General features: G+C 43.2%; 18 protein-coding genes and 3 pseudogenes. 12 read left to right on the top strand and 9 right to left on the bottom strand.

The window, feature by feature from the left end; all coding sequences use genetic code 11:
• The first annotated feature begins 33 nt into the window (after positions 1–33).
• Genes L1D37_RS08345 through L1D37_RS08330 form a run of 4 tightly spaced genes read left to right on the top strand, consistent with a single transcriptional unit; the run spans position 34 to position 3384 of the window.
• Positions 34–1305, top strand: a complete 1272-nt coding sequence (locus L1D37_RS08345) for a zinc-binding dehydrogenase (protein WP_239847561.1) — start codon at positions 34–36, stop codon at positions 1303–1305.
• A gap of 52 nt (positions 1306–1357) precedes the next feature.
• Positions 1358–1876 carry an MltR family transcriptional regulator gene (locus tag L1D37_RS08340; RefSeq protein WP_239847595.1) on the top strand — a complete coding sequence of 173 codons (519 nt, stop codon included), beginning with the start codon at positions 1358–1360 and terminating at the stop codon, positions 1874–1876.
• Between the two features lie 11 nt (positions 1877–1887).
• Positions 1888–2622 (top strand): nucleoside/nucleotide kinase family protein, encoded by a 735-nt coding sequence (locus L1D37_RS08335; protein WP_239847560.1) that lies wholly within the window; start codon positions 1888–1890, stop codon positions 2620–2622.
• 15 nt (positions 2623–2637) lie between these two features.
• On the top strand, positions 2638–3384 hold the full coding sequence (locus L1D37_RS08330; protein WP_239847559.1) for a phosphatase: 747 nt from the start codon (positions 2638–2640) through the stop codon (positions 3382–3384).
• A gap of 109 nt (positions 3385–3493) precedes the next feature.
• Here L1D37_RS08330 and L1D37_RS08325 read toward each other — a convergent pair whose 3' ends face one another.
• Positions 3494–3709: a hypothetical protein gene (locus tag L1D37_RS08325; RefSeq protein ID WP_239847558.1), complete on the bottom strand. Its 216-nt coding sequence runs from the start codon at positions 3707–3709 to the stop codon at positions 3494–3496.
• 448 nt (positions 3710–4157) lie between these two features.
• On the opposite strand from L1D37_RS08325, the gene L1D37_RS08320 reads away from it, so the two are divergent.
• Positions 4158–4418, top strand: coding sequence for a DUF5062 family protein (locus tag L1D37_RS08320; RefSeq protein ID WP_239847557.1), 261 nt, complete (start codon positions 4158–4160; stop codon positions 4416–4418).
• Between the two features lie 92 nt (positions 4419–4510).
• On the opposite strand, the pseudogene L1D37_RS08315 reads toward L1D37_RS08320, so the two are convergent.
• Positions 4511–4715, bottom strand: a pseudogene (locus tag L1D37_RS08315) (hypothetical protein); the annotation flags it as partial.
• A gap of 439 nt (positions 4716–5154) precedes the next feature.
• On the opposite strand from L1D37_RS08315, the gene L1D37_RS08310 reads away from it, so the two are divergent.
• Together L1D37_RS08310 and L1D37_RS08305 are read left to right on the top strand one after the other, a co-directional pair.
• Complete coding sequence (locus L1D37_RS08310) at positions 5155–5310, top strand: DUF5993 family protein (protein WP_162884309.1); 156 nt, start codon at positions 5155–5157, stop codon at positions 5308–5310.
• 9 nt (positions 5311–5319) lie between these two features.
• Positions 5320–5859, top strand: a complete 540-nt coding sequence (locus tag L1D37_RS08305; RefSeq protein ID WP_239847556.1) for a disulfide bond formation protein B — start codon at positions 5320–5322, stop codon at positions 5857–5859.
• Positions 5860–5960: 101 nt separating this feature from the next.
• Here the strand turns inward: L1D37_RS08305 and L1D37_RS08300 are convergent, their stop codons facing one another.
• The 3 genes and pseudogenes from L1D37_RS08300 to L1D37_RS08290 all read right to left on the bottom strand — a co-directional run bounded on the left by L1D37_RS08300 (position 5961) and on the right by L1D37_RS08290 (position 9063).
• Positions 5961–6590, bottom strand: coding sequence for a bifunctional 4-hydroxy-2-oxoglutarate aldolase/2-dehydro-3-deoxy-phosphogluconate aldolase (locus tag L1D37_RS08300; protein WP_239847555.1), 630 nt, complete (start codon positions 6588–6590; stop codon positions 5961–5963).
• A gap of 10 nt (positions 6591–6600) precedes the next feature.
• Positions 6601–7525 (bottom strand): annotated as a pseudogene (locus L1D37_RS08295) (sugar kinase).
• Between the two features lie 104 nt (positions 7526–7629).
• Positions 7630–9063, bottom strand: coding sequence for a PTS transporter subunit EIIC (locus tag L1D37_RS08290; RefSeq protein WP_176679132.1), 1434 nt, complete (start codon positions 9061–9063; stop codon positions 7630–7632).
• A gap of 261 nt (positions 9064–9324) precedes the next feature.
• Between L1D37_RS08290 and L1D37_RS08285 the strand changes: the two genes are divergently transcribed.
• Positions 9325–10524 carry an enolase C-terminal domain-like protein gene (locus tag L1D37_RS08285; RefSeq protein ID WP_239847554.1) on the top strand — a complete coding sequence of 400 codons (1200 nt, stop codon included), beginning with the start codon at positions 9325–9327 and terminating at the stop codon, positions 10522–10524.
• A gap of 170 nt (positions 10525–10694) precedes the next feature.
• Here the strand turns inward: L1D37_RS08285 and L1D37_RS08280 are convergent, their stop codons facing one another.
• Together L1D37_RS08280 and L1D37_RS08275 are read right to left on the bottom strand one after the other, a co-directional pair.
• Positions 10695–11402, bottom strand: coding sequence for a GntR family transcriptional regulator (locus tag L1D37_RS08280; protein ID WP_017631450.1), 708 nt, complete (start codon positions 11400–11402; stop codon positions 10695–10697).
• 227 nt (positions 11403–11629) lie between these two features.
• Positions 11630–12226 (bottom strand): annotated as a pseudogene (locus tag L1D37_RS08275) (membrane dipeptidase); the annotation flags it as partial.
• 45 nt (positions 12227–12271) lie between these two features.
• On the opposite strand from L1D37_RS08275, the gene L1D37_RS08270 reads away from it, so the two are divergent.
• The 4 genes from L1D37_RS08270 to L1D37_RS08255 all read left to right on the top strand — a co-directional run bounded on the left by L1D37_RS08270 (position 12272) and on the right by L1D37_RS08255 (position 15235).
• Positions 12272–13006, top strand: a complete 735-nt coding sequence (locus L1D37_RS08270; protein WP_239847553.1) for an AraC family transcriptional regulator — start codon at positions 12272–12274, stop codon at positions 13004–13006.
• A gap of 67 nt (positions 13007–13073) precedes the next feature.
• Entirely contained in the window at positions 13074–13556 is a 483-nt protein-coding gene (locus tag L1D37_RS24020) for a type II secretion system protein (protein WP_275665468.1), read from the top strand.
• Between the two features lie 176 nt (positions 13557–13732).
• A complete protein-coding gene (locus L1D37_RS08260) occupies positions 13733–14356 on the top strand; it encodes an HAD family phosphatase (RefSeq protein ID WP_239847552.1) in 624 nt (207 codons plus the stop codon).
• Between the two features lie 39 nt (positions 14357–14395).
• Positions 14396–15235 (top strand): hypothetical protein, encoded by an 840-nt coding sequence (locus L1D37_RS08255; RefSeq protein WP_239847551.1) that lies wholly within the window; start codon positions 14396–14398, stop codon positions 15233–15235.
• A gap of 72 nt (positions 15236–15307) precedes the next feature.
• Here L1D37_RS08255 and L1D37_RS08250 read toward each other — a convergent pair whose 3' ends face one another.
• Together L1D37_RS08250 and add are read right to left on the bottom strand one after the other, a co-directional pair.
• Positions 15308–15883, bottom strand: coding sequence for a sugar O-acetyltransferase (locus L1D37_RS08250; RefSeq protein WP_239847550.1), 576 nt, complete (start codon positions 15881–15883; stop codon positions 15308–15310).
• Between the two features lie 153 nt (positions 15884–16036).
• On the bottom strand, positions 16037–17035 hold the full coding sequence (gene add, locus L1D37_RS08245) for an adenosine deaminase (RefSeq protein WP_239847549.1): 999 nt from the start codon (positions 17033–17035) through the stop codon (positions 16037–16039).
• Positions 17036–17083: the final 48 nt, after the last annotated feature.

Genomic DNA, 17083 nt, shown 5'->3' with positions numbered 1-17083 from the left:
CAGGTTCTGGCCCCACTTATCGGAGAGAAAATCATGGTTCAAACAACTGCGGCGGTAATTTGTGGCGAGAAAGACGTTCAACTAAGAACCTTCGATCTACCAAAGATTTCAGATGATGAACTGCTGGTTAAAAACGTTTCAAACAGCATCTGTCTATCAACTTACAAAGCGGCGCTACTTGGCAGTAACCACAAGCGTGTACCAGAAAATATTTCAGAAGTGCCAGTGATGACTGGCCACGAATACGCAGGCGTGATTGTAGAAGTCGGTGCTAACTTACAAGACCGTTTCAAAGCGGGTGAACCGTTTGTACTGCAACCAGCAATGGGCTTGCCAACAGGCTACTCAGCAGGTTACAGCTACGAGACATTTGGTGGTAACGCGACTTACTCAATCATCCCTAAAGTCGCGATTGATTTAGATTGTGTGCTGCCATATAAGAGCTCTTACTACGCTAATGCATCACTTGCTGAGCCAATGTCGTGCATCATAGGTGCATTCCACGCAAGCTACCACACAACCCCATACGTGTATGAACACCAAATGGGCATTAAAGAAGGGGGTGCTCTAGCATTGCTAGCGTGTGCGGGCCCTATGGGTATTGGTGCGATTGATTACGCGATTAACGGTCCTGTAAAGCCAAGCCGCATTGTTGTGACTGATATTGATGAAGTTCGCCTTGCTCGCGCAGAAAGCCTTATCCCGGTATCGAAAGCGACCGAGAATGGTATTGAACTTCATTACGTAAACACGGCAAAAATTGACGATCCTGTTGCGTATTTAAAAGAATTAAATGACGGTAATGGCTATGACGATGTCATGGTGTATGCAGCGGTTGCACAAGTACTTGAGCAAGCAGACGAGCTATTAGGTAACGATGGCTGCCTTAACTTCTTTGCAGGCCCAACTGACAAGCAATTCAAGGTACCATTTAACTTTTATAATGTGCACTACGAGTCAACCCATATTGTTGGAACCTCTGGCGGTTCAACGGGGGATATGGTTGAATCTATTGAACTTTCTGAAGCGGGTAAGATCAACCCATCATTTATGTTAACTCACGTTGGTGGTTTAGAAGCTGCACCTCACACTATCCTAAATCAATTGGATATTCCGGGTGGTAAAAAGCTAATCTACCCACATATTAACCTGCCACTGACGGCAATTGATGAGTTCCATAAGCTAGCAGACCAAGACCCGTTCTTCGGTGAACTAGACCGAATTTTGAAAGACAATAACTACGTTTGGAACGAACTGGCAGAGCAAGCGCTGCTTGAGTTCTACGGCGTTAGCCTAACGGCTTAATCGATGATTTCGTGGCAGCGTGACTGCTGCCACGACAAATAAGGAACATGTTATTACGGTGCAAGACGAATTATTAGATGCCTTAGAAGAGTGCGAAACTGCCACTTGTTTTATCCAAGCGTCTCATAAGCTGATTAGCGTTAGATTAAAGCATTTGTTACCAAGGGTATTTGTTCAAGATCCTTTGGTGATTGAGTATGCCGTGACCCCTCTGCTCAAAGAAGATGGTCCTTTGGTCGAGATAGATGTGGTCTCAAAGCTGATGTTTGCGATGGGTAAGATCTCACTAGAGAGTTACGCTGATATTAACTTGTTTGACCAAATGCACGGTTTCGTGGCTCAGCAACAAGAGCCGATTTCGTTTAGTGATGATGTCATTTACGACTTTATCAGTAACCAATCAACGCTCTCAAAGTCAGAAGGCAGCATCTATCTTGATTCGATTAACCAATTAAAATTTTCATCATTCGACTCCTTTTCTCAAGCTCGTTACGAGTCACTGGTCAAAACCGTGTTGAAACTCGCTTGTGAGGGTTTGTTAGAAACCGTGGAGAACGAAATTTTAAATTAAGGCTTTTCTACATGAAAGTTTCCCTAAATGTCAGTGGCTTTGAGACTGAAGCTGTATTCCCAGATAACAACATCGAACAAATTCATAAGCCATTGGTTGAAAAATTTTCTCGCCTTTACCAAGAAAAAAACGAACGAACGGTGATATTCCTTGCTGCACCTCCTGGTAGTGGAAAATCAACCCTAGCGGCATTCTGGGAGCATCTATCCCAAACGATTCCCAATGTTGATCCATTACAGGTGCTTCCTTTTGATGGTTTCCATTACCCAAATGAGATCCTTGATTCGAATTACACCATGCGTGGAGAAGAGAAGATAAAGCTGCGTAGTATCAAAGGCGCACACGAAACCTTTAATCTCACATCCTTGATAGACAAGCTGAAAAAGCTAAAAGTCCAAGACCCGAAATGGCCTTATTACGATCGCAACCTGCATGATCCGGTTGATGATGCGATCACCGTTGAAAAAGAGATTGTAGTGATTGAGGGGAACTGGCTACTTCTCGATGAACCAGTATGGAGAGGGCTTAATGAGCTTGCTGATTTCACCATCTTTATTGATACCGATCCTAAGTTTTTAGAAGAGCGTTTGGTGAACCGAAAGATTCGCGGTGGATCAACGCCGGAAGAGGCTCTCGCCTTTTATCAAAGCTCGGATTCTAAGAATGTGGACATGGTTTTAAATCATTCCGTAAATGCGGATCTGACTCTTTATATGAACCAAGACGGTTCTTTTGAAATCAACTAACTCTAGGAGGTCGCTATGAAGATCGTCGTCGACAGCCATACTCATACTCTTGCCAGCGGCCATGCTTACAGCACTATTATAGAAAACGCCAAAGCAGCACAGGAGAAGGGGCTAAAACTTCTTTGCACAACGGATCATGCTCCTGAAATGCCGGGAGCCCCCCACTACTGGTTTTTCAATAACCAAAGAATTTTGCCCCGTTTCCTTCACGATGTTGGAATCCTGCGTGGAGTAGAAGCCAACACTCTGAATATTGAAGGTGACTTAGACTTAGCCCCTTCAACCTACCAGCACCTCGATTGGAGCATTGCCAGCTTCCATGAACCTGTGTTTCCACCCTCAACTGAAGAGGTACACACTCAAGCGCTAATCAATGTGATTAAAAGAGGGAAAGTGGATGTGCTTGGACACCTTGGCAACCCGAACTACCCATTTGATATTCGTGCCGTGCTTGAATGTGCCAAAGAGCACAATGTGGCAATAGAAGTGAACAATACCTCTTTAACGGGAAAAAGCCGTAAAGGCAGTGATGTTCGCTGCAGTAACATTGTGGAAATTGGTAAGGAGGTAGGCGTTTACTTTTCGACAGGGTCTGATGCGCATTTTTGTGAGGAGATCGCGCACTTAGATCTCGCCATTTCGCTCTTGGAAAAGCACGGAGTTGCTGAAGATAAAGTGATAACGACTTCTACACCGCGTTTTCTTAACTTTCTGTTATTACGCGGAAAGGTACGAATTGAAGAGTTTAGAGAGCTCTATTGAATACTATTTCTGATGCTATGTGTTGCTAAAGCAAAAATGCCCAAAGTGAATAACGTTGGGCGTTTTTCTTTAAATTCTCTAAAGGCTTAAAAGTAACCAGTATCTGAGATTAATGCATACCTGAACGCATCTTATCGGCCATCGCAAAGAACACAAACAACACAAAGCATACTAGAGCGCTACACAGTGAAGCTAAAATGGTTGTAGCATCTTTTGAAGTCAGTGGCACGACGATAGAAGCTAACGCTACCAGCATAACTAGAGTATGAACGATTCGTCCGGGGATTGGGTTTTTATGACAGAATGAAGCCCATAAATAACGCATTTTTAACACCATGATAAACTTAATGTTCTAATTTTATTTTTTGCTAATAATTTTGTAAATAATATTTTATTACCGCTTTCTGCAAACATGATCTAAGTCGTTTTGTTATAAAACTGGTTAAATATCATCTTCTTACTGCATTTTGAGCGTGTTATTGCTATATAAAACAAACGTAGAATATTCCGAATCCTTAATCGTGATAAGTCAAACATCGGTTAGGTTTTGATTTCTTGACTTAAGATCTCATTTATTGAGTCTTCTGTTAAGAGACTTTTTGCGTATTACCATTCATGTTTTCAATGTCAATTAGGTTGGTATTTGATTTGAATCTGTAATTCGTTTTACTTTATTTATCGGAACGATTTTTCTGAATTGGGATCACTGTTATCTTGTCTAAGATTCTGTTTGATATACTCAATATTCACTCGATAAAGATGATGGAGATGACATGTCGAAAACCGCGAAGATCATGAATGAAGATAAGCTGGTAAAAAAAGCAGTTGAAGTCGGTTTTAAGATGGCAAAACTACAAGGTTTTGATTTGCCGGATTCATCTCAACCAATCAAGGTTAAAGCGGTGTACTTGTTCCTTGTTGAAGTCAATCAGATCACACCTCTCCCGGAGAGCAAGCTTGATGGGGCTAATATTAAGAAGCGACTAGCGTTATGGATACACAATGCATTACCCGATAACGACCCTCTGAAGTAAGCTGACACTATCTCGTTTTTATTATTGAAACCTAGCGACTATTCGCTAGGTTTTTTTGTTTTATGGAGTGGCCATTTTGAGTTTGAGCAGAGTCAGTGAAGTAGTATCAAGCTTTGGTAGCCACCGATCTGTACTTCATCTACATATTCTCCCACGATTCCATTAGCACTCACGGGTTTCATTGGGTAAATCTAATTGGATTCTGACTTTATCTTCGGTATCAAACTCAGCGTTTTTCCCATAGAAGTCGGTGCGATAAAGAACTCGTCCATGCTCAAACTCTCTGGCAATCACCATGTTGACTGGGCAGAACAATCGTATAGTTGGCCAAACTAACGCTTGGAATAATTGGGCTAGTAAGAAGTAACGCAGAGACTAATCGTGTTGTTTTCATCATGCTTCCTAGCTATTTATTATTTGATCGTCAGCCAACGTTCTAAGTGTAGTCAATCGTAATATCTCGGTTCTGTTTGCGGTTCTGTTTGCGGTTATGTCTGATGTTGAGCTGTGTTCACTTTGCTAGAAATGGAGTGTTACTTGCATCTGTGAGTAAAGGAATGGATCTATTAGTTACGGGAACTTGACAGCTTAGAGCTTACTAACAAGTATTAAGTTGATGATTTTAAATCTGTAATCCATAGGTTTGCCGATGTTGAATGCTTTAGGGCGTAGGTGTGGATATTCATTCTGACGTTCAATATGACTGAACTTGATAAATGGCGAGGGAATACCTCTTATGATGTCTTTATTGTTTCTATTATTACTCGTGGCGATGTTATGCGCTTTTTTCGAAAAGAAGACCGCGGCTTATGGCTTTTTTGCGGGCTCCGTGATCCTTGGGTTGTATTGGTTTAATCACCATGCGACTGATTCACTACCTATCTTATTGTAAGGAGCTAACATGAATCGAAATCAGTTAACGCTCCTAAATACACTTGGCCTACTCGGCATGACTGTCGTTCTGTTGATAGGCTTTATCCTTCAGTTTGTTCTTCATGAGTTGCCTTGCTCACTCTGTTTATTGCAACGTATCGGTTTCGTGATGGTTGCGTTTGGTTTTATGTTGAATGTGGTTTATGGGCCTCAATCTCGGCACTATGGCATTGTTTTGATTGGCGCTTTATACGGCGTAGCTACTTCGCTAAGACAGGTCTCATTACATGTGATTCCAGGTACGCCCGGCTATGGTAGTCCTATCTTTGGGATGCACTACTACACGTGGGCTTTCGTATTATTTGCTGCGACCATATTAGCGGTTGCCGTCATTTTAATATTGACCAACAAAGAGCAGTCGCAAGAAGTTTATAAGATGAGTAACTTGGGGCGTGTGGCGTGCTTGTTAGCCATCGTCGTGGTTGCACTCAACGCTATCGCCACCTTTGTTGAGTGTGGGCCTTATCAGTGCCCTGATAACCCTGTCAGTTATTGGTTGCTCAATTGATATGCTTGTTGCCAGTTCATAGCAAAAAGAAAAACCACAGGATCTACTGTGGCTTTGTTGTAATGGAGGCAGGAAGTTTGTTCTTTCTAGAACGTTATCGACTAACGATTCACCTGCTCAACAATCTCACGTGTTAGGCGTGCAATTTCGTCCCACTCGCCATTGGTAACGAGCTTCTTGTCGACCATCCATGTACCGCCGCAGGCTAATACTTGAGGTACTGCTAAGTAGCTATCGATGTTAGATGTCGTGATGCCACCGGTAGGCATGAGTCGAATATCGCCATATGGGCCAACGAGTGATTTCACCATGTTGAGTCCACCAGAGGCTTCTGCTGGGAAGAACTTGAGAGTCGTGAGGCCCATTTCTAGTGCAGCTTCAACCGTGCTTGGGTTGTTTACGCCAGGAACAATATCGATGCCGATTTCTTGGCACGCCTTGACTGTGTTTGGATTGAATCCCGGTGATACAACGAATGTCGCGCCCGCTTCTTTAGCGGCGAGTGCTTGTTCACCGTTTAAGATGGTTCCCGCACCAATAAGCATGTCTGGCTGTGCTTGGCGAAGTATTCGAATCGCTTCAACAGCAGCGTCTGAACGGAACGTAATCTCTGCTGCGGGCAGTCCATTTTCTGCTAACACTTTACCTAGTGGAATGATGTCTTCTGCGTTATCGATGGCAATAACAGGAATCACTTTAAGGGCTTGCAGTTGGTCGTTGATTGTAGACATAGTGTACTTCTTAATTAGCTGTGAATAGTGTATCGGTGATGGTTTGAGGGATGATGGCTCCATGATGTTGGATTACCAATCTCGCCAGTGCATTACCTTGACGACAGGCTTGCTCAACAGAGCCGCCAGATAGATAGCAAGACAAGAATCCGCCATTGAATGAATCGCCTGCTGAGGTGCTATCGACCACGGTTTCTACTGGCGTGGTTTCAATTAGGCTTGGTGTATGGGCTGGAGATTCACTCACCAAACAGCCTTCAGCACCGAGTTTAACAATGATGGTTTTTACGCCCAGTTTGTGCAGTCGGTCGATAGTGTCTTGAGGTGTTTGGTCGTCCCATAGTTGCTGTTCATCGTCAAAGGTAACCAAGGCGATATCAGTGGCTTGATAACCTAATCGATAGCTGTCTTTGGTCGGTAGTTACTGTCAAAAGCGATAGTGACGCCACGCGCTCTTAGGGTTTGGATAACCTCTAATAATTTGAATTGATCACCATGTGGCAATATCGCGAGTGAAATCCCGCTGAAAAAGATCATATCTACATCGTTCAATGCTTGGCAGATATCATCGAAATTAGGGTGTTGGACTAGATAGCGTGCAGCGGAGTTGTTGCGCCAATATAAGAAGGTTCTCTCGCCTTCGTCATCCAACTGAATCAAATACAGACCCGGAGAGCGTTTCTCGTCGATAAGTACAAGATCTGTCGATATGCCTTCATCTTGCCAGCGTTCTCGCATCTGTTGGCTAATGGCGTCAGCACCAAGCGCAGTCACGTAACTGGTACGTACTGCAGGGTTGCCAGTCTGCTGGTGGCACTTCGGTTCAAGTAAACCGCTGCGTTGAGCGTGTCTCCGCCATAGCTTTGTTGCATGCTGCCAAATGGCGCGCCATTCAGTTCAATCATGCATTCGTCGATAATCGCAATGTGGCTCATAGTGTGACCTTAAGAAGAGTGAGTTTGCTAGGGATCAAATAATGAAACGTGGCTACACAAGAGGTAGCCACGTGATTCCTTAAACCAATGAATAGGGAAGGGAATTACTTGTTGTCTAGTTTTACGAACAACATAGTTAGGACGAAAGAGAGTGCGAATACACCCACAACGCCCATCAGTGCTTGAATGAAGTTTTGCGTACCGCCTGCAAGGTAAGCTGGCAAGCTGAATACAGAAGAAAGGATGTAGCTCGTTAAGTGCGTATCGATTGTTACCGAGATAGCACCGAACACACCTGCCGCTAAACTCGCTGTCATCATCGCTTTGGTGTATTTAGTTAGTACACCGAACAGAGCTGGTTCTGTGATACCTAGAATCGCAGTAACACTTGAGCCCATTGTGATTGAAGATTGCTCTTTAGAAACCGTCTTGCGCTGTTTGTGCCAGATAGCCATAGTTGCACCCGCAATCGCCATGTTACCCAGACACATGATAGGCATCAGTAGATCCTTACCGTACAGTGCGAAGTTGTTGAGGCTGATTGGCGTCATGCTGTGGTGAATACCAAACACAATCGTAATAGGACGAGTTAGACCAAACACAAAGCCTGTTAGCGTTGGAGAGATCTCCAGTAATGAACTCATTACCCAACCCGCGCCGTTACTTAGCCAGATACCGGCAGGACCAACAAAAGACAATGTGATGGTTGAAGTTACCGTAAAGGCCAGCAGTGGTGTAAATACAGGCTTCGCAGAAGATGGTACTAGACGGTCAACTAACGGAGTCACTTTAGACAGTAACCAGATTGCCAGAATAGCAGGAACAATCGCGCCGCCGTAGTTAAGCAGCTCAATAGGCACCACGCCAAGAACGGTCAGCTCTGGAGCCGCGCCCGCTTCTTTTAACATAGATGCTTTATCGACAAGCAGTGGCGCTAGCATGGCAGAAGAGACAGCAAGTGCGATGTATTCATTTACTTTGAATACCTTAGCGGCAGAAAAAGAAACCAGCATAGGTAAGAAAAAGAACACAGCGACCGAAATTGAACGGAAGAAGTAAACCGTGTCTGAAGTTTCAGAGATAACATTGGTTGCAATAAGGCCAGACAACAGGCCCATTAACATACCAGCACCAGCGATTGCCGGTACAACTGGACCAAAGATGCCTGCAACAATGCGCATCACGCCTTGGAATAGCTTGCCTTTCTCTAGCTCATCGGCCGGAGTCGCGTCAGCTTGTTGAGTATTTGACAGCGCGTTGAACCACTTTTCTACCTCAACCCCGATGATGACTTGGGTTTGGCCTTGTTGAAGTACCACTCCTTTCACATCAGCGATCTGCTTGATCGCTTCTTCGTCTACTAGCGACTCGTCTGCTAATTTGAATCGTAACCTTGTCATACAGTGCGTGATACTCACGATATTGTCTTCACCACCAACAGCAGTGACTAATAACTGTATATTTTCTTTGAAATTTTTCTTTTTCGATGATGACTTAGAGTTATTCACAACGGCATCACTCTTTTCTACCATTTGCATACTACACCTGTTATTGGAATATATTTAACTCGAGAAATCATAACGACAACCAATTTAAATCCAACGGAGTAAAAAGAGATCTCAATCACATTTAAAATCCGAAAAATTAATTTTTCACCGTTTTTTGCCAATTGGTATGTTTTGTTTATCAAAAAAAAACACTTAACGTACCAATTATTTTAGGATGAAAAATAGCGCTTGAAATGTGATTTTTAAAGCGGTTAGATAATAGGAGTTGACTTAAGTTTAGGTTATTTAATTGTGAAAGAAACTATTATATCTGACATCCATTGTATTATTACGAAACCAGACAGACACAACCTAATTACCGTTGTAGTTGAAACGAATGAAGGTGTGACTGGCTTTGGTTGTGCGACATTCCAACAACGACCACTTGCTGTAAAAACAATGGTCGATGAATATTTAAAACCTATTCTTATTGGGAAAAATGCCAATAATATTGAAGACTTATGGCAAATGATGATGGTTAACGCTTACTGGCGAAATGGCCCTGTTATCAATAATGCAATTTCTGGTGTTGATATGGCACTGTGGGATATTAAAGCTAAGTTAGCGGGAATGCCACTGCACCAATTGTTTGGTGGTAAGTCTCGTGATGCAATCCCTGTGTATACGCATGCGACAAGCGACACCATGGAAGGCATTTATGAGTTGGTTGAAGGTTTCTTAGACAAAGGCTACAAGCATATTCGTTGTCAGCTTGGCTTCTATGGCGGCGTTCCAACCGATTTACATACCACTCAAAACCCGACTGAAGGTTCGTACTACGACCAAGATCAGTACATGGACAACACGCTAACCATGTTTAAGTCGTTGAGAGAGAAGTATGGTAATCAATTCCATATTCTTCATGATGTTCACGAGCGCCTTTTCCCAAATCAAGCGATACAATTTGCGAAAGAAGTCGAGCAATATAAGCCGTACTTCATAGAAGATATTCTTCCGCCAAACCAAACGGAATGGCTAGACAATATTCGTAGTCAAAGCTCGGTATCATTAGGTTTAGGTGAGTTATTTAATAACCCTGAAGAGTGGAAACCTCTGATCGCTAATCGTCGTATCGACTTCATCCGTTGCCATGTTTCACAAATCGGTGGTATTACGCCTGCTCTGAAACTTGGCCACTTATGTCAGAATTTCGGTGTTCGTATTGCATGGCATTGTCCGCCAGATATGACGCCAATTGGTGCTGCGGTAAACACGCATTTGAACGTGCATTTACACAATGCGGCGATTCAAGAGCATGTTGAATACAACGAGAATACACATAAGGTGTTCCCGAATGCGGCAGAGCCAATCAATGGTTACTTATACGCATCTGAAATCGCAGGTATTGGCGTCGAGATTGACCGAGAAATTGCCGCGGAATTTCCTGTAATGTATCGCCCCCACGAGTGGACACAGAGTCGTCTTCCTGATGGCGCAATCCATACCCCTTAACTCGTATTTTTAATATCCAATGGTCGCTATAAGCGGCCATTTTTATTTAATCTCTTTACCAAATATTGCGTAATATCAATTACTATATTTCTAGTACTATTAAATTAATGATATTAAAGGTTAACTAATATTGTGGTTAATCCATAAAGAAATTAAATATAATTGAAAGGCTACTTCTTATCTCGGTAACTCATACTTTCACTGTTAAAAGGCGTGTGATACGTACATTGGTAATTAATGTCGATGATATCGCTGACGATAAACAGTTCGCCCGATGCTAAGAAACCTCGGTTGGTGATGTTCATCGCTGCCGCATTCTTTTTACAGCCAAGCAGTTCAGCATCTTCTTTAGAAACATTGATGGCTTGATAAGTCGTTAAATAGCTGTCGATCTGCAGCCCTTTTGATAAAGCATGCTTTTGAATTGAGCTCTCTATGATCTCAGCATTCATTTCCGGAAATACGCTAACGGGTATTTTGGCTTCTTCGATTTGAACCACTTTATTGTTGATCAATCGAAGACGCCTAATTTTCCAAATATATTCGTTGTCGTTTAAGGAAAAAATCTGCTGCTCGTGATTGTCGGGTAATGCTTTGTTTAACTGAATCTTTTTGTAAGAGATTTCTTCAAAGCTATTCTCCGTGATCGAGTTGTACACGAGAGGAGTACCAATCAGAGCGGTGTTGACGAAGTAGCCCGAACCTACCTTAGATGTCACCATGCCAATGGCTTCTAGCTTTGCTAGTGCTTTTCGAATAGTAAATCGAGATAACCCATATATTTCAGAGAGTTCTCTTTCTGCTGGAAGCTTATGGCTGATACTGTTTTGACAGATTTTACTCACAATATCTTGGACAACTAATTCGTATTTTTTCATAGTTCGATAACGTTAAAGTGTATTCACTGTGGCTAAAGAATAGTGAACTAAATCAAGGATTCAGCACGCTCTGAATAGCTAGTAATTATAACATATAAGGTTATGTGGGGGATGGTAATTGAGAGGCGCGATGCACGTAATTGGAGTTATATAGAGATAAAAAAGCACGCCACTATCGGCGTGCTTCATGTCTATTGTGCTCGTTAGAAATTGACTCGGCTAACAAGCTACATCGTCAAGTTTTCATTTCTCAACTTGGTGAGCGCTTTAAGGCGTTTTGCATACTCTTTTTGGAATTCGTCAGGGTCTGCGCCTTCAGATACTTGAGCGTAAACTCGCATCTTGTTGCCGCCGTAGATCTTGGCTAGATCATCGTTGCTGTAACCGCGTTTCCAAAGTTCGTCGGTGATGGCAGCAAGGATCTTCGACAGTTCACCATTACCGGTAGCGCCTTTGTTGAACGCCTCAATCATGTAGCCGCCATCGTCGTACATTTTCGCGTTCTTGGTGGCGAAATCCACAACCATTGCTGTAGAGAACATATCGTCTGTCGCGATGCCCACGTAGTCGACGCCTACCAATTTCACGTAGTAATCGATCATATCCGCAGCTTGAACAGGAGATATATCTTCAGGCCAAATACCGTCCATCATCCACTCGGTAAAGGTCGGGGCAACGTAGCCACCTGATTTAGCAGCGCGTATCGCTTCATCATCTGGTATGGCACGGTAACAACCTTGTGGCGTAGCATCGGGTTCACTCTTATAAAGCCCAGCAGGCACTGAGTGTGTATAAACAAATGGAGTCCCAGGATACTTCTCTTCCTACAGCGCCTTAGGGCTAACCTGAGTCCGAATGAGTTCATTACTGTGCTGTTAGAGAGCACCAATCAAGCAGCCAAAGAACTTCGATTCTCTGCTATTTCGATGCAAGATTTCCTTGATACTTTCCCCATTGAAAAGCTGTCTGTGGAGCAAAGTAAGGAAGGATTATTTGTCTCATTCGAGACGTCAATGCAGTCTGCTAGTCGTGTAGAATCTGAGTTGTTTCTTATCGCTTATACTCACGCTTACTTACAGGCTCACTATGCAGAGCTTGGTAAACCTATTCGATATGATTTGAAGGCAGCCAACTCGCAGGCGTTAAGCGAGTTAAAAATCCAAACCGAAACTCCTCAATACCTTGGGCAAGAGCAAACGTGCATTCAATACGCACCGTTCGATACGGTTGGTGTGCTTGGTGTCGTTAAAGCCAAAGCCAAACCCATGACTGATGCACGTAAGGTTGCTGAGACATTGTCGCCCTACATTGGTCGAATGGACATCGACTTAGACACATTTTGTGCTTTGAATGAGATTGGAAAACGCACCGTCCAGAGAGCGTTGAAAAAAGAAGAAACCACTTACAAGGCGATCAAAGAATCCTTAGTCATCGAGTTCGCGAAGCGGGTGATCTCGCAGCAAGGTTATTCAATATCTGATGTTGCGCTTCATTTAGGTTATGCCGACGCTTCGCAATTCATTAGGGCGTTCAAGCGAGTAAACGGGATCACACCTTATCAATGGCAAAAGGGTAGAAGAAAATCAAGTAATAGGAATGATTGACGGTATCATTTAATCAAGCTTGAATATATACTGCCTCCCGTTCCATAAAGAATATGAGATTTTTAAGATGAGAAGAACAAGTGGCTTTACTCTAATTGAACTTGTCGCCGTCGTTGTCGTACTTGGCATTCTTTCTGTGATTGCGGCACCCAGGTTCTTAGGTCTTCAATCTGATGCTAGAGCTGCGGCATTAGAAGGCCTTAAAGCGTCAATGGAAGGCGCAGCTTCGATTGTTTATGGTAAGGCAGCAGTCGCAGGGGTTGAAAACCTTCCAGTGTCGGATGGTCAAAGTACCTTAGTGGAAGGTGTTGTGACTGACTATGGTTATCCAACAGCCTCAGAGACTGGTATTGGAACGGCAGTACAAGGACTGCTCGGTGATGATAGTGACTGGAAGCAGCTTGGTTTACATACTGAATCAGAACCAAACGAAGTCATCGTCTATTCATTTTCCAATGCTGAAGAAAGCGAAACTTGTGTTGTTATTTATCGCTCGAATGCTTCTGCAGGCGCACCCACGATTATCTCCTCTGACGCTGATTTGTGTTAATGATTTAAGCTTGCGAATACTGAAAAAGGCCATCTTTATGATGGTCTTTTTTGTGCCTGCTCGGCGACATATTGTGATTTCAGTCCTCATTTTGTACAACAAGATTATGAACTTTAAGGTGCGGCATTTAATGTTTGTGTTGTTGCTATTTTATGTGACTAATTGAGGAGCAGGTTATGAGTTCGAATCAAATCAAAAATGTCGTGTTTGATGTGGGTAATGTGATTGTGCGTTGGTCGCCATTGGAAATTACTCAACTAACGTTTGGAAGTATCGCCGACCCTGAAGCGCGAGCGCGTTCGATTTTCCAAAGCTCGATCTGGTTAGATTTGAACAAAGGTTTTTTGACCGAAAATGAGGCTAAACTTCGCTATCAACAAGAACTCAGCTTATCTCCATTAGAGTGTGATCGCCTGTTCTATTACGTTAAACAAACGCAGATTTTACTGCATGGTTCTGTCGATCTTATCGAGCGTGTAAAGCGTGCTGGTTATGGTGTGTATGCACTTACTGACAACGTGGTCGAGATTGTTGAATACCTAAAATCAACCTATGAATTTTGGCCGCTGTTTGATGGTGCGGCGGTATCCGCTGAATTGGGCATGCTTAAACCGCAGCCTGAGATTTACCAAGCGCTGCTGTCTAATAATGGTCTTGAAGCTTCAGAAACTGTCTTCATCGATGATATGCCCTATAACGTTGAAGGGGCTAAGGCTGTAGGCATGGCTGGTATTCAGTTTATCGATGCAGTGCAGTGCGAAAATAGCTTAAACGCTCTGGGTGTCAATTTGAAACAGTGACACTCATTCGAATCATGTCTTCGTTTGAGGATATAGAAAATGAAAAGATACCCATCTAAGTTAATCGTTACGTTCTCGATTTTAGCAATATCGATACTGGTTTTAGTGGTGGCTGTTGCGCTTCAAATTCGTGGTGTTCAAGCATGTGATGATTGCTACGAATCAGACAAAGGACCGTTCAAGTATGTTCTTTACGATGGAACATCGCCCTCAGTTATTCCAAGCATCCATAATACCTTATTGATTAACCGCACTCCCTTAATGAAAACGTTCGAGCTTGATTCAATGCCGCCAGTTACCGTTAGAGTGTGGCGAAACCAAAAGGCCTATTTAGACGAGCAAGAAAGAAGCATCGGGCATCGATATGCGTTCTCTACTGGGTATATCGAACCTAAAAGCAATGAAATCAGGCTGCTCTACTTTGGTGGTGACATTCAAAGGACTGCGCTGCATGAATTTGTGCATCTAGTGACGCTGCAAGTGAATCCGAATTTTGCAAACAATCCACGGTGGTTGTGGGAAGCGATCGCTATCTATAAGTCTGAAGATTATTGGTTCCACATGAGTAACAGACATGCCATCAGTCGCCGTTTCGATGGTCTGGCTCAGGACTTATACAACAAGCCGAACAGTAGCTCGGCGGTTTATGAACTTGGCTATACGGTCGGTGAGTTTATTGAACGTTCATGGGGAGAAGAGGCGTTTATTAATCTCATTAAGAGCAATGGGGATCCCTCACAGCTTACCGAACAGCCAATAGAATCGCTGTTTTATGATTGGGAACAATTCGTCAAAACTACGTATTTGAGTGGCCCGAAAAGTGAGTATGAAAAAGCCATGGAACGAACCCCATTCGATAGAAGAGACACGGTAAACTAATCAAAAAAGAGGTGATGTTTAATTAAAAACATCACCTCTTTTGTTATTCATTTTTGGTTTGTTGCTTCGTGTTTATTCGTTGTCGTCACTTGGCTGTTCAGTGTTCAAGTATCGAATCAATTTCGCTGGTGTGCCACCGTATAGACAATCTGGCGGTACGTCGCTGTTGACCACAGAGTTAGCCGCGATAACAGAGCGAGCACCAATCGTGACATCTTGGTTGATGACTGAGTTTCCGCCAATCCATACATCGTCTTCAACGATAATTGGAAAGCAGAAGGTTTCCCATTTACGACGACTTAGATGGTCTAGAGAGTGAGAGGCGGTGTAAAACTGAACGCTTGGCCCCACCAAAACATTGTTACCAATCTTGATGTTCGCGCCATCAAGCATCACCACGTTCATGTTAATAAAGGTATCGTCACCAATTTCGATGGTTTTACCGAACTCACAATGGAAAGGAGGACGCACAACACTGCTGCCGATTTTGCCAAATAGAGTTGCTTGAAGGCTTGGCTGTTGAGTGTCGTCGGAACATTGATTGAAATCTGACAGAGCTTTACTGGTATGAGTGCGCATTTGGTCAATCTCATGATCGGCACCGTCAAAAACTTCGCCAGACAGCATTTTTTCGAGTTCTGTTTTCATTGTTTACATCTTCCGAATCAATATCGGTATTAGCATACGGATATACAGACATAAAAAAAGAGAAAAGCCTCAGCCTTTCTCTTCCTATTTTGTGCCTTTAAGCACTAATGCCAAGTGAACCTAGCAATTCAGCAGTAGGCGCACTTTGCCAAATTAGATTTGCTCAACGAAACCCATTAGGTGTTGTTTCACTTCATCTGAAGCAAATGCGCTCTCTACAGAGTACTTGTAGATTTCAGCGTAATCTTCTTTTGTTAGGCCGAATGTTTCACAAACACGCTTCACTTCGTTAGTCATGGTTGTGTTCGACACAGTGCGGTTGTCTGTGTTGATTGTTACAACGATGCCATCTTTTTTGAATTCAGCAATTGGGTGGTCGCTGAATTGGTGGATACATTTAGTTTGAACGTTACTTGTTGGGCAAGTCTCTAGTGCAACCTGCTTCTCTTTAACGATGTTGTACGCATCTTCGTTGCCTTGGATGTGAACACCGTGACCGATACGCTCAGCGTCTAGCATAGTGACTGCATCGTAAACGTTCTGACCATGCCATTGCTCACCAGCGTGAACTGTCACACGGTAGCCTTGTTCGATAGCATATTGCGTGTATTCAGGGAATTCAGCGCAGAAACCAGGCTTTTCACCACCGGCGATATCAAACGCAACAACACCTTTACCAAGGTAAGGTTTGCCTGCGTCGATTACGTCTTTGATAGAGTCTTTAGGGAACATTCGCAGTACAGACATGATGTAGTTGCCCTTGATGTCGTATTTCTCTTCAGCACGCTTCATGCCTTTTACTGCGCTTGCAATGATCGTATCAAGAGACAGACCTTTGTTTACGTGCAGGATTGGCGCAAAGCGAACTTCTAGGTACTTAACGTTTTCTCGTGCCGCGTCTTCGTAAAGCTCAAAAGAGATACGTTCAATTGCTTCTTCAGTCTGCATGACTTGCAGTGGCAGGCTGAAACAAGCTAGGTACTCATCTAGGTTTTTGCAATCTTCTGGCACAGTTAGAGATTGAACAACCGCATCGCGATCTTCAGGTAGTTCGATATTGTACTGTTTTGCTAGGTCAATAATCGTATCTGGGCGAACACTTCCGTCTAGGTGGCAGTGTAAATCAATCTTTGGTAGTGCTAGAAAATCCATGAGTATTCCTTAATTCTATTATTCTTTGAGCGTGTTAACTCACATGCG

Origin of the sequence: Vibrio sp. Isolate33 (assembly GCF_022397895.1) — a bacterium.
Taxonomy (GTDB): Bacteria; Pseudomonadota; Gammaproteobacteria; order Enterobacterales; family Vibrionaceae; genus Vibrio; species Vibrio pomeroyi.
This window is presented reverse-complemented; position numbering and strand designations above follow the sequence as displayed.

Excerpts from the sequence above, each read along its gene's own strand:
- L1D37_RS08345 (WP_239847561.1), top strand. The coding sequence starts at position 34 with ATGGTTCAAACAACTGCGGCGGTAATTTGTGGCGAGAAAGACGTTCAA.
- L1D37_RS08335 (WP_239847560.1), top strand. The coding sequence starts at position 1,888 with ATGAAAGTTTCCCTAAATGTCAGTGGCTTTGAGACTGAAGCTGTATTC.
- L1D37_RS08330 (WP_239847559.1), top strand. The coding sequence starts at position 2,638 with ATGAAGATCGTCGTCGACAGCCATACTCATACTCTTGCCAGCGGCCAT.
- L1D37_RS08325 (WP_239847558.1), bottom strand. The coding sequence starts at position 3,709 with ATGCGTTATTTATGGGCTTCATTCTGTCATAAAAACCCAATCCCCGGA.
- L1D37_RS08320 (WP_239847557.1), top strand. The coding sequence starts at position 4,158 with ATGTCGAAAACCGCGAAGATCATGAATGAAGATAAGCTGGTAAAAAAA.
- L1D37_RS08310 (WP_162884309.1), top strand. The coding sequence starts at position 5,155 with ATGATGTCTTTATTGTTTCTATTATTACTCGTGGCGATGTTATGCGCT.
- L1D37_RS08305 (WP_239847556.1), top strand. The coding sequence starts at position 5,320 with ATGAATCGAAATCAGTTAACGCTCCTAAATACACTTGGCCTACTCGGC.
- L1D37_RS08300 (WP_239847555.1), bottom strand. The coding sequence starts at position 6,590 with ATGTCTACAATCAACGACCAACTGCAAGCCCTTAAAGTGATTCCTGTT.
- L1D37_RS08290 (WP_176679132.1), bottom strand. The coding sequence starts at position 9,063 with ATGCAAATGGTAGAAAAGAGTGATGCCGTTGTGAATAACTCTAAGTCA.
- L1D37_RS08280 (WP_017631450.1), bottom strand. The coding sequence starts at position 11,402 with ATGAAAAAATACGAATTAGTTGTCCAAGATATTGTGAGTAAAATCTGT.
- L1D37_RS24020 (WP_275665468.1), top strand. The coding sequence starts at position 13,074 with ATGAGAAGAACAAGTGGCTTTACTCTAATTGAACTTGTCGCCGTCGTT.
- L1D37_RS08260 (WP_239847552.1), top strand. The coding sequence starts at position 13,733 with ATGAGTTCGAATCAAATCAAAAATGTCGTGTTTGATGTGGGTAATGTG.
- L1D37_RS08255 (WP_239847551.1), top strand. The coding sequence starts at position 14,396 with ATGAAAAGATACCCATCTAAGTTAATCGTTACGTTCTCGATTTTAGCA.
- L1D37_RS08250 (WP_239847550.1), bottom strand. The coding sequence starts at position 15,883 with ATGAAAACAGAACTCGAAAAAATGCTGTCTGGCGAAGTTTTTGACGGT.
- add (WP_239847549.1), bottom strand. The coding sequence starts at position 17,035 with ATGGATTTTCTAGCACTACCAAAGATTGATTTACACTGCCACCTAGAC.